General features: G+C 64.6%; 11 protein-coding genes. 1 reads left to right on the forward strand and 10 read right to left on the reverse strand.

The genetic code is table 11. The annotated features are described in order from the left end of the window. Window positions 1-317 precede the first annotated feature (317 nt). A complete protein-coding gene (locus ACTQZK_RS05375) occupies window positions 318-956 on the forward strand; it encodes a VanZ family protein (protein WP_114566084.1) in 639 nt (212 codons plus the stop codon). A 33-nt stretch (window positions 957-989) separates the two neighbouring features. On the opposite strand, the gene gluQRS is transcribed toward ACTQZK_RS05375, so the two are convergent. The 10 genes from gluQRS to ACTQZK_RS05425 all read right to left on the reverse strand — a co-directional run bounded on the left by gluQRS (window position 990) and on the right by ACTQZK_RS05425 (window position 12,013). Beyond that, window positions 990-1,931 (reverse strand): tRNA glutamyl-Q(34) synthetase GluQRS, encoded by a 942-nt coding sequence (gluQRS, locus tag ACTQZK_RS05380; protein WP_114566083.1) that lies wholly within the window; start codon window positions 1,929-1,931, stop codon window positions 990-992. Between the two features lie 95 nt (window positions 1,932-2,026). Further along, window positions 2,027-3,391 (reverse strand): phenylacetate--CoA ligase family protein, encoded by a 1,365-nt coding sequence (locus tag ACTQZK_RS05385; RefSeq protein ID WP_441898773.1) that lies wholly within the window; start codon window positions 3,389-3,391, stop codon window positions 2,027-2,029. A gap of 5 nt (window positions 3,392-3,396) precedes the next feature. Next, a complete protein-coding gene (locus ACTQZK_RS05390) occupies window positions 3,397-3,834 on the reverse strand; it encodes an amino acid-binding protein (RefSeq protein WP_123191246.1) in 438 nt (145 codons plus the stop codon). Further along, window positions 3,831-4,442: an indolepyruvate oxidoreductase subunit beta gene (locus ACTQZK_RS05395; RefSeq protein WP_216528497.1), complete on the reverse strand. Its 612-nt coding sequence runs from the start codon at window positions 4,440-4,442 to the stop codon at window positions 3,831-3,833. Before ACTQZK_RS05395 ends, ACTQZK_RS05390 begins: the two co-directional genes overlap by 4 nt. Continuing rightward, on the reverse strand, window positions 4,435-6,189 hold the full coding sequence (locus tag ACTQZK_RS05400) for a thiamine pyrophosphate-dependent enzyme (protein WP_225749154.1): 1,755 nt from the start codon (window positions 6,187-6,189) through the stop codon (window positions 4,435-4,437). Before ACTQZK_RS05400 ends, ACTQZK_RS05395 begins: the two co-directional genes overlap by 8 nt. Before the next feature lie 193 nt (window positions 6,190-6,382). Next, complete coding sequence (locus ACTQZK_RS05405) at window positions 6,383-6,823, reverse strand: FHA domain-containing protein (RefSeq protein ID WP_216528495.1); 441 nt, start codon at window positions 6,821-6,823, stop codon at window positions 6,383-6,385. Between the two features lie 24 nt (window positions 6,824-6,847). Then, on the reverse strand, window positions 6,848-8,263 hold the full coding sequence (locus ACTQZK_RS05410) for a D-alanyl-D-alanine carboxypeptidase family protein (RefSeq protein ID WP_225749152.1): 1,416 nt from the start codon (window positions 8,261-8,263) through the stop codon (window positions 6,848-6,850). After that, window positions 8,256-8,681, reverse strand: a complete 426-nt coding sequence (locus tag ACTQZK_RS05415) for an amino acid-binding protein (protein ID WP_123191241.1) — start codon at window positions 8,679-8,681, stop codon at window positions 8,256-8,258. The genes ACTQZK_RS05410 and ACTQZK_RS05415 overlap by 8 nt, the downstream gene beginning before the upstream one ends. Continuing rightward, a complete protein-coding gene (locus tag ACTQZK_RS05420) occupies window positions 8,678-9,988 on the reverse strand; it encodes a phenylacetate--CoA ligase family protein (RefSeq protein WP_225749210.1) in 1,311 nt (436 codons plus the stop codon). Before ACTQZK_RS05420 ends, ACTQZK_RS05415 begins: the two co-directional genes overlap by 4 nt. 54 nt (window positions 9,989-10,042) lie before the next feature. Next, on the reverse strand, window positions 10,043-12,013 hold the full coding sequence (locus ACTQZK_RS05425) for a VanW family protein (protein WP_418831687.1): 1,971 nt from the start codon (window positions 12,011-12,013) through the stop codon (window positions 10,043-10,045). Between the last annotated feature and the right edge of the window lie 57 nt (window positions 12,014-12,070).

Raw genomic sequence — 12,070 nt, forward strand, 5'->3', positions numbered from 1 at the left:
CACTTGGGGGGGGGGCGGGTGGGGGGGGTGGGTGGGGGGTTGGAGCGGGGGTGGGGGGGGGGGGGGGGGGGGGGGGCGGCGCCCCCCCCGCGGGGGGGGGGGGGGCGCCCCCCGGGGTTGCAAGCCAGCCTCCTATCGCACAGCCGAAACCATCAGCCCTGGTTTGCGTCCGGATCTTGAAGAGCGTTCCCGCGACGGTTTCGGCAACGAAATCCTTAACGATCCTCAACGTTGCGGCACCCGCCCCTTCAAACGTCGAAGCAAGCTGCTAGGATACGGTGTTCGAGAGATGAATCTGGTCGAAAGGTACGGACACGATGGTCGAAAGCGCGCTGCTGGCCGCGTACGAGCTGGCGACGGTGCTCGCGCCGTTTCTTGTAGCCTACGCGATACGGCATGCCCACGCACGACGAACGGGCTCCATTCCCGTTGAGTTCGCGCCCGCTTTCGCGTTCGTGCTGTACGTGTTTGCCGTGCTGTACGTCACGGGATCGGGCACGCTGTACGACCTGCTGCGGCAAACGGCCAGCTGGGGGCCGAATGACCTATACTTGATTCCGTTTCTTGCCGCCGACCCGATCGGATGCGCTCTCAATGTCGTGCTGTTCCTCCCCTTGGGCTTTTCGATCCCGCTCGTCTGGAAGCGAGTTGACCGGGCGTTCACCATAGGAGCGATGGGCTTCTTCTTTTCGCTCGCCATCGAGCTGAGCCAGCTTCTCAACCATCGCGCGACCGACATCGACGACCTGATACTGAACACGCTCGGCGCGCTTTTGGGCTTCGCGCTGTATCGACTTTGGTCGAATCGCGCGAATGCGGCGCGCAGCAAGCATGTTTTCGTCTCAGAGCGTCTTCCGAGCGCACGCGAACCCGCCCTGTACCTGGCCGTCACCTTTGCGGGGCATTTCTTTTTGTTCAACGAGATGGGTATTGCGAAACTGCTTTACGGGTTCTAAGCACCTGCGCCCTCCGCGCCAAGCCGATACGCTCTATCGCCAGCGTATCTGGGTAAGATCCTTCAGGTCGGTTGAAATCCTGTCGAGATCGAACAAGGCCAGCAACTCTTCGGGCGACGCCGGATCGCACGTGGGGGCAAGCCCCGTGATTCCCGCAATATGGCCGATAACTCCCTCGGGCGTTTTGAACCGATCCAAAAGAGCATCGAGCGCCGCGTCGTGATCGCGCTTCGAAAGGCGCCGCCCCTCTTCCGCAACGATAAGCGGCACATGGGCGTACACAGGATGCCCCAGACCGAGCAGTTCCTGCAGATACAGCTGCTGCGGCGTGGAGCAAAGCAGATCGACGCCGCGCACGACCGAGTTCACCCCTTGCTCCGCATCGTCTACGACCACGGCCAGCTGGTACGCGAACGCCCCGTCCGAGCGCTGTATAAGGAAATCGCCGCACTCGCGATCCAGGTTCTGACGGTACGTCTCCTGTATCTGATCGTCGAAGGATACGGTTTGATCGGGAACCGACAGACGTTGCGCCGGGACGCGCTGGGAGCGCCGAGCGGCGCGCTCTTCAGCCGTCAACGCACGACAGGTTCCCGGGTACACGGGCTTTTCGCCACGATGAGGCGCTGATGCCGCATGCAGATCGGCGCGCGTGCAGAAACAGGGGTACACGAGCCCGCGCGCAGCCAGCGAATCGAAGGCGGCCCGATACGCCTCCGTGCGATCATGCTGGAAGTACGGCCCTTCGTCCCAGGTGAGTCCTAACGCCTCGAAATCGCGTTGCACGGCATCGATGAACTGCGGTTTCGATCGTTCGGCATCAAGATCCTCTATGCGCAGGACAATCCGTCCGCCTTGCGATTTCGCCGCAAGCCACGCCACGAGCGCCGCGAACACGTTGCCCGCATGCATGCGCCCAGTCGGAGAAGGAGCGAACCTCCCGACGACCTCGGTATGCGAAGGGGCTGCTTGCATGGGCTGATCTCCCGTTGGTCCTTCCCGCGTGCGGGCTACCGCACCGCAATGCCGGTGGGAGGCCGACGTGCATGCACGGGCCTCCCGCGTTCGATCTACTTGCGTCGATCCTCGACGTGCTTCGTCTTGCCCAGGGACCTCTCGATGCCGCCGGGCTCGACCAGCTTCACGCGCACGCCCACCAGAAGCACGCCCTTGAGCTTCTCCTCGATAGCGCGGCGGAAGTGATCCATCTCCTCGAAAGAATCGCTGAACGCCTCGGGCTTGAGCTCCACGTGCACCGCCATGCGGTCGAGCCCGCCCTCGTTGTCCACCACGATGCGGTAGTGCGGCGTGACCCCTTCGATACCGGTGAGGACGTCCTCCACCTGGCTGGGGAACACGTTCGTGCCGCGAATGATCAGCATATCGTCCGAGCGAGCGCGCACCTTCTGCATGCGCGCCGTCGTGCGCCCGCACGCGCACGGCTCCGTGACCACGCGCGTCAGGTCGTGCGTGCGGTAGCGCAGCACGGGAATAGCCTGCTTGCCAAGGGGCGTGAGCACCAGCTCGCCCATCTGCCCATCGGCGACGGGCTCGCCCGTTTCGGGATCGATGACCTCCCACAGGAAGTGATCCTCCGCAATATGCTGCATGTCGCGCGCCGCCAGGCATTCGCCCGACACGCCTGGACCCATGACTTCGGTCAGACCGTAGTTGTCGGTGCAGACGATGTGCATACGGCTTTCGATCTCGGCCTTCAGGCCCGGCGGGCAGGGTTCGCCGCCGAACAGGCCCACGCGCAGGGTGGACCGCTCCCAATCGAAGCCCATGCGCTCTCCCACCTCGCACATGTGCAGGGCGTAGGAAGGCGTGGCCACGAGCACGGTGGTGCCGTAGTCCTGGATCATGGCGATGTGGCGCTCGGTGTTGCCCGACCCTGCGGGAATCATCATGCAGCCAAGCTTCTGCAGCCCGTAGTGCAAGCCGAAGCCGCCGGTGAACATGCCGTATCCGAACGCCATCTGCGCTCGATCGCCCGGCACGACGCCCGCCATCTGCACAAGGCGCATGATGCAGTCGGCCCACAGCTCCATGTCATGATCGTTATAGCCGACCACGATGGGCTTGCCCGTGGTGCCCGAGGACGAATGCAGCTCCTTCACCTGGTCGAGCGGTACGGCGAACAGCCCGTACGGAAACGTGTCGCGCAGGACCGACTTGTCGGTGAAGGGGAGTTTGCGAACGTCTTCAAGCGTCTTGATGTCATCGGGGCTCACGCCGTCGCGGTCCATGCGCTCGCGGTACCAGGCCACGCGGTCGTACGTCCAACGCACCTGCTCGATCAGGCGCTCGAGCTGCAGCGCGCGAATCTCCTGGCGCGAGGCGCACTCGACGGCAGGGTTGTGGATGGGCAGGCTGGAGAAGTCCCCGGCTTGGGCGGCAGCCAGCGCCGCGCCCTTGACGGTCATATCGGCCATGACGTTCACCGCCCTTCAGCGGGCGCAAGCGGCTGCGCGAGATCGTCCTGCCCGATGAGCTCCACCGGTTCGCCGGCCAGCAATTCCTCGGCACGTGCCAGATCCTTGACGGATAGCGCGATGTAAGTGGAGATGAGGGAATAGCTGTACGTGACGTTGATGCCGCAATCGGCCATGACGCCCATGACGCGCGCCAACTCGCCGGGCGTGTCGTCCAGGCGCGCGCACAGCACCTCCGATTTCGTGGCGGCGGCGCCCATGTCGGTGAGCACGGCCAACGCCTTGTCCGGATCGCTCACGATGAAGCGCACGATGCCGTAGTCTCCCGTGTCGGACGCGCTGTATCCGCGAACGCTGACGTGAGCGGCCTCGAAGGCGTCCAGCACGCGCCGCAGATGCCCCGGCCTGCTCTCAAGAAACACGCTGATCTGCTGTACGCTCATGCTCGATCCCCTTCCCTGCTCTCGACCGCTTCCTCGGCGAAGGCGAAGCCGGCGCGAAACGCGGCCAGGTTCGCTTCGACGGTTTTGGGCGGCACGCGCTTTGCGATGACCCGCTCCCATGCGTCCTGCGGAAACTCCAAACGCGTGGCAAGCGCGCCCAGCAGCACGACGTTAACCGACTTCGGGCTGCCGACGCCTGCGGCTATGTCACCGGCGGAAATGAGCGTGGCACCCGCGTCGGCCAGCGTTTCGCGGGCGTTCTCGGGCATGGACGCACGTCCGATGAGCACGGGCAAAGGCTGGATGGACTCGTCGGCCACCAGCAAGTACCCGCCTTCGCGCACGAAGGAAAGGTTGCGCAGCGCCTCGGTCGTCTCGAACGACACGACGCAATCGGCGCACCCCTCGTCAGCCACCATGGACTGCACGCCGTCGCGCCCGAAGCGCACCACCGTGGTAACCGCGCCGCCGCGCTGAGACATGCCGTGAATCTCCGAAACCTTGGCGTCGAAGCCGGATTCCAAAGCCGCATGGGCAAGCAGATCGGCGGCGAGGATGGTTCCCTGCCCGCCGACGCCGCACAGGAGCACTGTGGTCGCCTTATTCATGGCAGCCCCCTTTCTCCAGAGCAGGTTGCGCGATGGCCTTCCAGGCGCAGTACTGCGCGCATTGGCCGCACCCGACGCACTGGCCGGCGTCGATGATCGCATGGTCCGTTTCGGGATCCTTCGATATGGCAGGGCAGCCCAAGGTCGAGCAAACGCCGCACGCCGTGCAGGCGTCGCTTACGGCGTACACCGGATTCTTGATGCGATCGATGAGCACGCACGGGCTGCGGAACACCAGCACGGAAAGGTCCTCGTTCGCCACGGCCTCCTTGAGCGTGCGGCGCACGGCCTTCGCATCGTTGGGATCGATCGTGCGAACGTCCTCCACGCCCAGCGCGCGCACGATGCCCTCCAAGTCCATCTCGCGCGACGGACGTCCCTGAAGCGTTTCGCCGTTGAACGGGTTTCCCTGACGGCCCGTCATAGCGGTCGTACGGTTGTCGAGCACGCAAACGGTTCCGCCGCCCTGGTTGTACACGGTGGAGATGAGCGCCGAAAGCCCCGAATGCGCGAAGGTCGAATCGCCGATCACGCCCACGACGGGACGATGGTCGGTTCCGGCCCACGCCAGCTCGAAGCCGTGCGACATCGAAACGGACGCGCCCATATCGATGGTGGTGTCCATGGCGGAAAGGGGCGGCAGCGCACCGAGCGTATAGCATCCGATATCGCCCGTGACCACGGCCTTCATACGCGAAAGCTCCTTGAACACCAAACGGTGGGGGCACCCGGCGCACAGCGCAGGCGGGCGGCCTGGAAGGCCTTCGGGCATGGATGCGTGCGCAGGCTCGTCGAGTCCGAACGCGGCGCGAATCAGACCGGGCGAAAGCTCGCCGTCGCGCGGCAACGGGTTCTCGAACTCGGCAACCGTTATTCCGAGCGCTCGCACGGAGTCGGTCAGGTATTCGGACGCTTCCTCGACCACGTACAACGCATCGACGCTGGCAGCGAAGTCGCGCAGCGCACGAGCGGGCAGCGGCCACGTTACCCCGAGCTTGAACACCGACGCGTCAGGCAGCGCCTCGGTCACGTGTTGGTACGTCGCGCCGGCGCAGACCACGCCGACGGCGCTTTCCTTATGCACGACGTTGTTGTACGGGCATTCCTCGACCCACGCGCGCAACGCGTCGATGCGGTCGAGCTGCACCTTGCGGCGCGGCTTCGCGAATGCGGGCATCATCACCCACTTGGCAGGATTGCTCTCGTAGGCCTTCACCGGAACGTCGGTGCGCTCGCCAGGCTCCACCGGGGTCTTCGTGTGCGAAACGCGCACGGTCGAGCGAATGAACACGGGCACGTCGAAGCGCTCGGACAGATCGAACGCTTCGCGCGTGAAGCGCAGGGCTTCGGCGGAATCCGCAGGATCGAGCATGGGAATATGCGCTGCGCGGGCGTACCAGTGCGAATCCTGCTCGTTTTGCGACGAGTACATGCCCGGATCGTCCGCGGCCAGCACGACCAGGCCGCCTCCCACGCCCGCATATGCGGCGGTGAACAGCGGGTCGGCCGCCACGTTCACGCCTACGTGCTTCATCGTCGTGAGAACGCGCGCGCCGGCGGCAGACGCGCCGATGCCCACCTCCACGGCCACCTTCTCGTTGACGGCCCATTCGGCGTACACGCCGTCCTTCTTCGCGAACGCTTCGAGCGTTTCCGTCGAAGGCGTTCCGGGGTACGCCACGCCGATATGGGCGCCGGCTTCCCACGCCCCTTGGGCGATCGCCTCGTTACCTGACATCAATTCCATTAGACGAACCTTCCTTGAATGCTGACCCGCAGGGAATTATACGGCAAAGCGCGCCGCGCGGCCCGGTCAAAGAAGGAAGACCGTTCCGAGCGGCGCGCTATTCGACGCTGGGCGCCCGACGGCGCGTCGTCGCCCTGAAACGCGAAGCTCGGCTTCAGCTCGGCCTCAGGACGACGACGCGCGAAAGAGCGCGTTACTCCTCTTTGTAGACCAGGCAGAACGCCCCGATCTGGATGACGTCGCCGTTTTCGAGCTGGCGCTCGTCGATGCTCGCGTTGTTCACCCACACTCCGTTGAAGGAGTTGGAATCTCGGATGACATAGCCCCCGTTCGCAGGCTCGACCGACGCATGGGAGCGCGACACGGTCATGTCGTTGAGAAACACGTCGCACTGGGGGCTGCGGCCGATGGACAGCGGCGCGTCGGCAAGGTGGAAGCTGACGCCGGTCTGCGGACCGCGCACCACATGCAGCACGGCGCTCGCCTGGGGCTGGGCTGCCGAAGTCAACGGGTCGTCCGACAGCGCCACCGGCTCGAAGCGCTGCGTGCTGCCAAGAAGCTTGAACCCGCAGGTCGGGCATGCGGCTGCCTGGGCGTCAACCGGATTGTTGCAAACGGGGCACATGGTGCTCATGGCAATTCCTCTCTGCGGCGCGCCTTACGCGGCGGGGGCCGTCTTGTCTACGACCAGCGGCGTTTCGTTGATCGTCACGGATTGGGCCACGGTGCTCTGCCCGGAGAACCCTCTGAACAAGCGATCCCACCAGATTCCCACGCTCTCGAAGAAATTGGGGGCTGCAACGTCTTCGCATGCGACCAAGTCCATAGTGGCTATTTCAGCGTTGCGCTGCTTGAACGTGATGGTGCCCACCTTGTCGCCTGCGCGCACGTCGGTGGTCAGCTGATCGAACGAAAGCGACTGGCTGACGTTGCCGTTCAGGTCGAAGATCGTGGCAGAAGCTGCAGGATCCGCAAGCGTGGCCTTCACGGTCTTGTCGATCCATCCTTCGTGCGCCACTTCGGCGATTACGGGAACCTCGGCTCCGTTCATGATGGCGGTCTGGTTGCTGTGGGCCAACGGGTACTTCACCTCGTGCTGGTACACCCACTCGCAAAGCGCCTGCGCATCCCTGAAACGCTGAGGCTCGGACGAGGAGTTGATGACGATGGCGTACAGCTCTTTCTCGCCGTTGTTGGCAGCGCCTGCGAACGAGAACCCTGCGAGCGCGGTGAACCCGGTTTTGACGCCGATGGCGTACTCGTAGATGTCGAGGAAGCCATCCGTGGTCTCGAGGCTGATGTCCGCCTTCGCGCCGCCGCGCGTCACCTGGATGACGGTATCGCCCTGGGAAACGTCCGCGCGGAACGTCTCGTTCTTCATGGCGTACTGCACCACCTTGGCCACGTCGGCAGCCGTGCTGTGCAGGTTGCCCGCGTACGCGTCGAAGTCCAGGCCGTGGGGGTTCTCGTAGACCGTATCGGTGCAGCCGAGCTCTGCGGCCTTCGCGTTCATCTGGGCGACGAACGCGCCTTGAGCACTGTCGCCCGATGCCGTGCCGCTTGATTGGAGCGCAGCGCCCACCGTCTCGGCGATGGCGACGGCCGCGTCGTTGCCCGACGGGACGAGCAGCGCCGTCAGGGCCGTGCGCAGGCTCATGACGTCGCCTTCTTGCAGCCCGGCCGACGATTCGCCCGCGGCGGCGGCGGTTGCGGACACCGTGATCGGGGTGTCGAGCGATACGATGCCGCTGGACACCGCATCAAGAGCCACCACGCCCGTCATGACCTTGGTGATGGAGGCGATCTGCGTGGGCGAGGACGCGTTGCGCTCGAAGTACACGGTTCCCGCAGAGTCCATCACGATGGCGTACTCGGCATCGATGTTGGGGCTTTGCGCGACCGACAAGCCGCGCGCGTCGACGGTTTGGCCGTAAACGACGTCCGCTTTGCGCACGTCCGCTGCTGCAACGGCCGGAAAGGCCGCAGCGCTCGCGAACGCAAGCAAAAGCGCCAGGGCGCACGCGAGGATGCGCGTGCGCCCGCTCTGGGCGATATGTTGAACGGTGCTAGTCAATGCGGTAGATATCCTCCGGTCGAACCGGCTGGAAGCCGGCATCGGTCAGCTTCTGCTCCACGGCGTCGTCGCTTACTTTAAGCACGTCGACGGCAGTGTCCTGATTGACCGAGAAGCAGTAGCCGTACTCCACGTTCACGTTCTGCTCGTCTAGGAACTCCAAGAGCTTGGCAAGGCCGCCGGGCTCGTTGGGAACGCGCACGGCCAGCACGGGCGTGACGGCGGCGCGCCAGCCCTGCGCCTTCAACGCTTCGGCGGCGGCTTCGGGCGTGTCGCACAGCATGCGCACCACGCCGAACTCGGTGGTGTCGGCCAGGTTCAGCGCGTGCATGTTGATGCCTGCGTCGGAAACGGCGCGGCAAGCGGCCGCCAAGCGGCCTTTCTCGTTCTCGAGAAAAACGGTCAGCTGGGAGATCATGCCTTCTTCCCTTCTCTCAGGTCGATGATGCGCTTCGCCTTGCCCTCGCTGCGCTCGATGGTCTTGGGCTCGACGATCTTGATCTCGACGGCAATCTGCAGGTTGCTCTTCAGCTCGGAGGCCAGACGGCGCTTGAGGTCCTGGAGCTTGCGGATCTCGTCGAACGGGAACTCGGGAACGGTCTCGACGTTGAGCTCCACGTGATCGAGCGCGCCGCGCGTGGTCAGGACGATCTGGTACTGCGCCGCGATCTCCGGGAATTCCGTGATGACCTGCTCGATCTGCGACGGGAACACGTTGACGCCGCGCAGGATGAGCATGTCGTCGGAGCGGCCGACGATGCGGTCGATCTTGCGATGGGTGCGTCCGCATGCGCACGTCTCGGGTATGATGCGCGTGATGTCGCGCGTGCGGTAGCGCACGAGCGGGCAGCATTCGCGCACGAGCGTGGTGAACACGAGCTCGCCCCATTCGCCGTCGGGCAAGGGCTCGAGCGTGTCCGGATCCACGATCTCGGCGTAGAACTGGTCTTCGGCAAGGTGCAGGCCGTTCGATTCAGAGCACTCCACGGCCACGCCCGGTCCCATGACCTCCGAAAGCCCGTAGATGTCGCAATAGCGAATGCCCAGCTTCTCGCGGATTTCCTGGCGCATGTTCTCAGAGCACGGCTCGGCGCCGAAGATGCCGGCGGAAATCTTGAAGTCGGTCGCGGGATCGTAGCCCATCTCCCGCGCCGTGTCCGCTATGAGCAGCGCGTAGGAGGGGGTGCAGGCCAGGATGTCGGTACCGAGGTCCTTCATCATCTGGATTTGTCGCTTGGTGTTGCCCGAAGACGTGGGGATGACCGTGCAACCAGCCGCCTCGCCGCCGTAATGCGCGCCCAAGCCACCGGTGAACAGGCCGTATCCGTACGATACCTGGATGGTGGATTCCGGGCCGCCGCCCGCCATGTAGATTCCGCGCGCGAAGCAGTCCCCCCAGTTCTTGAGGTCGTTCGCCGTATGCCCGACCACGGTCGCCTGGCCGGTGGTGCCGGAAGACGCGTGAATGCGGGACACCTCTTTCTGGCCGACGGCGAACAGCCCGCGAGGATAGGCGTCGCGCATGTCCTGCTTGACGACGAAGGGGAACTTCGAAAGATCGGCGAGGCTCTTGAGGTCGCCCGGCTCCACGCCTGCTTCCTTGAAGGACTTCTGGTAGAACTCCACGTTATCGTATGCGTGCTGCACGCTTTTCTTCATGCGGTCGAGCTGCAGCGTGCGCAGCTGCTCGACGGGCATGGTCTCGATTTCGGGCTGGTAGTACACCTTGAGAATCACCTCTCCTACTGTTGTATACGGATGTCGGCGGAGATCTCTCCGTCAGGTGTTGGTCTCGTCGCTATCGGCGTCAGGGCCTTTCACCACGACTTCCGTCACGGGATCGTACACAGAATAGAACGGGTCCTCGTGCAGGATGGAGCCCGTTTCGTCTTTGACCGTGCGAACGACCGTTATCTTGCGCCCGTCGGTTCCGCGGATTTTGATGTAGCTCGAACCGGGAGCAAGCGATTCGTCAACCTTCGTTTTCGTCGAGTAGTGCTTGCCCTCGCTCCATTCGCCCGCGACCGAGGCGACCTGGTAGCCGGGATCAACACCGTACAGTGTAGCCGTTACCGACCCGTCTGTACAAGAAAGACGGACCAAAACATCGCTCGCGCCGTCGTTTTCCCACACAAGATCCAGGTCGGGCCAGCTGACCGCGGCATCGCGTCCGGCCGGGTAGCTGGATATGTACAGGGAATGGTTGTGGCGCGTCTTCACCGGGTACCCGGCTTCGTACACGGCGTTGAACATGGTGGTCGCCACCTGGCAGATGCCGCCGCCCACTGCATCGTCGTACTGGCCGTCGATGATCGCTCCGGCTCCCAAAAACCCTCTCTCCTCGTTGCACTCCCCTGCCGTTTTATTGAACGACCAGGAGCCGCCGGGCTTCACGACGGAGTTGGAGAGCAGCTGGGACACCAGCTTGATGTTATGGTTGCGGTTCTCCGTCCCCGCGCCCGTAGTGAACTGCGTGGTGTACGAGGCTATCGAGCTTATGATGCCAAGGTCCATCGCCTCGTCGAACGAAAGGGTCGCGGGCGCCGGGCCTTCGGTTATGGATACCTCTATGGGAGATCCGCCGGGCGTCGAGCCTTCCGCTTTGCCGCCCGGCCCGAACAGGGCGTCGTTGAGCGCATGGACGCCTTCGGCGACGAGCGGCATGGTGCCCGTCCCGTCCGTATGCACCGCCACACCCCCTTCGTTCGCTTGGAAAGTCACGCGGACGGGGTCGTTCGTGTCGAGCTTTTCCACGTGGGTGAGAAGGGACGGCTTGGCTTGCGCCTCGTCTATGTACGCAGACAGGGCGAAGGACCCCTCGCCCTCGTCGATGCGCGTGGCGATCCATGCGCCCATATCCGAGGGCGTGGCCTTCCAGGTCGATCCGTTGTAATTGAACTGCGCTCCGTCGGCGATCGCGCGGTTCACGGCATCCGCGACCGCCTGGGCGGCGGCTTCGTCGATGCGCAGCGGCGCATGCTCGGCACGCGCGACGAACGACCCCTGCCCGGCTTCCTGCGCGAGCAGAGCCTGGTCGAGCGAACGAGCGAAATCTCCTCGGTTGACCATGGAGCCGTCGTGGCCCTGCACCACCGTCGCGACGCCGCCGTTGACCGCCACGTTGAAATCGACGCGCGGATCGCCGATGGTTGCGTCTATGTCGGAGGCAAGCTGCTCGAGCCGGTCGCTCGCGTAGTCGGCTCGCGGCTGGATGGTGCGCCCTCCGAACAGCGCCCCGATGCGCGCGAAGATGCCGCCGTCGCTGCGCCCGGCCGCAACGGCCTCTTCGGCCAAAGCGCGGGCAGGAAGGGTGGCGCCCAGGTCGGAGGCGCTCGTGGTCCATGCCAGCTTGTTCGCACGCGCCTCCTCCACTGCCAACTGCTCGGCAAGAGCGGCATCCTGGGCGGCGGTCATCTCGTCGTTCACGCGCGCTTCGGCATCGTCGTTGGCGTATACGATGGCGGTGTTCGATTCCAGGCGCGGCCCGTAAGCTTGCTCGATGGATGCCTCGATCTCGTCGACGGTTTTCCCGGCGACGTCGATCTCCCCCACGCGCACGCCCGGATACGCCTTGCCGTAATTCAGGCCGAAGTCAACCGCGCCGCCGACGAGCAGGACCGCGGCGAGCACCATGACGGCGAGCGCAGCGCGGCTGCGCGAGGCAAGCGAGACCATCGCGCGCAGAAGGGCGAGCGAAGCCGCTCCCAATAGGCCGATCAGGGCAAGCAGCGCGCGTCCGAGAATACGCAAGATCCGCAGAGCGAGATTTTCGTCCGACGGGGACCGCGGCGCGTCCTTCGTCCAAAG

It is taken from the genome of Paraeggerthella sp. LCP19S3_G8 (assembly GCF_052119225.1).
In the GTDB taxonomy this organism is placed as follows: domain Bacteria; phylum Actinomycetota; class Coriobacteriia; order Coriobacteriales; family Eggerthellaceae; genus Paraeggerthella; species Paraeggerthella hominis.

Bases quoted from the DNA above. Each gene is read 5' to 3' on its own strand.
- gluQRS (WP_114566083.1), bottom strand. From the start codon at position 1,931: ATGCAAGCAGCCCCTTCGCATACCGAGGTCGTCGGGAGGTTCGCTCCT.
- ACTQZK_RS05395 (WP_216528497.1), bottom strand. From the start codon at position 4,442: ATGAATAAGGCGACCACAGTGCTCCTGTGCGGCGTCGGCGGGCAGGGA.
- ACTQZK_RS05385 (WP_441898773.1), bottom strand. From the start codon at position 3,391: ATGGCCGATATGACCGTCAAGGGCGCGGCGCTGGCTGCCGCCCAAGCC.
- ACTQZK_RS05405 (WP_216528495.1), bottom strand. From the start codon at position 6,823: ATGAGCACCATGTGCCCCGTTTGCAACAATCCGGTTGACGCCCAGGCA.
- ACTQZK_RS05400 (WP_225749154.1), bottom strand. From the start codon at position 6,189: ATGGAATTGATGTCAGGTAACGAGGCGATCGCCCAAGGGGCGTGGGAA.
- ACTQZK_RS05415 (WP_123191241.1), bottom strand. From the start codon at position 8,681: ATGATCTCCCAGCTGACCGTTTTTCTCGAGAACGAGAAAGGCCGCTTG.
- ACTQZK_RS05375 (WP_114566084.1), top strand. From the start codon at position 318: ATGGTCGAAAGCGCGCTGCTGGCCGCGTACGAGCTGGCGACGGTGCTC.
- ACTQZK_RS05390 (WP_123191246.1), bottom strand. From the start codon at position 3,834: ATGAGCGTACAGCAGATCAGCGTGTTTCTTGAGAGCAGGCCGGGGCAT.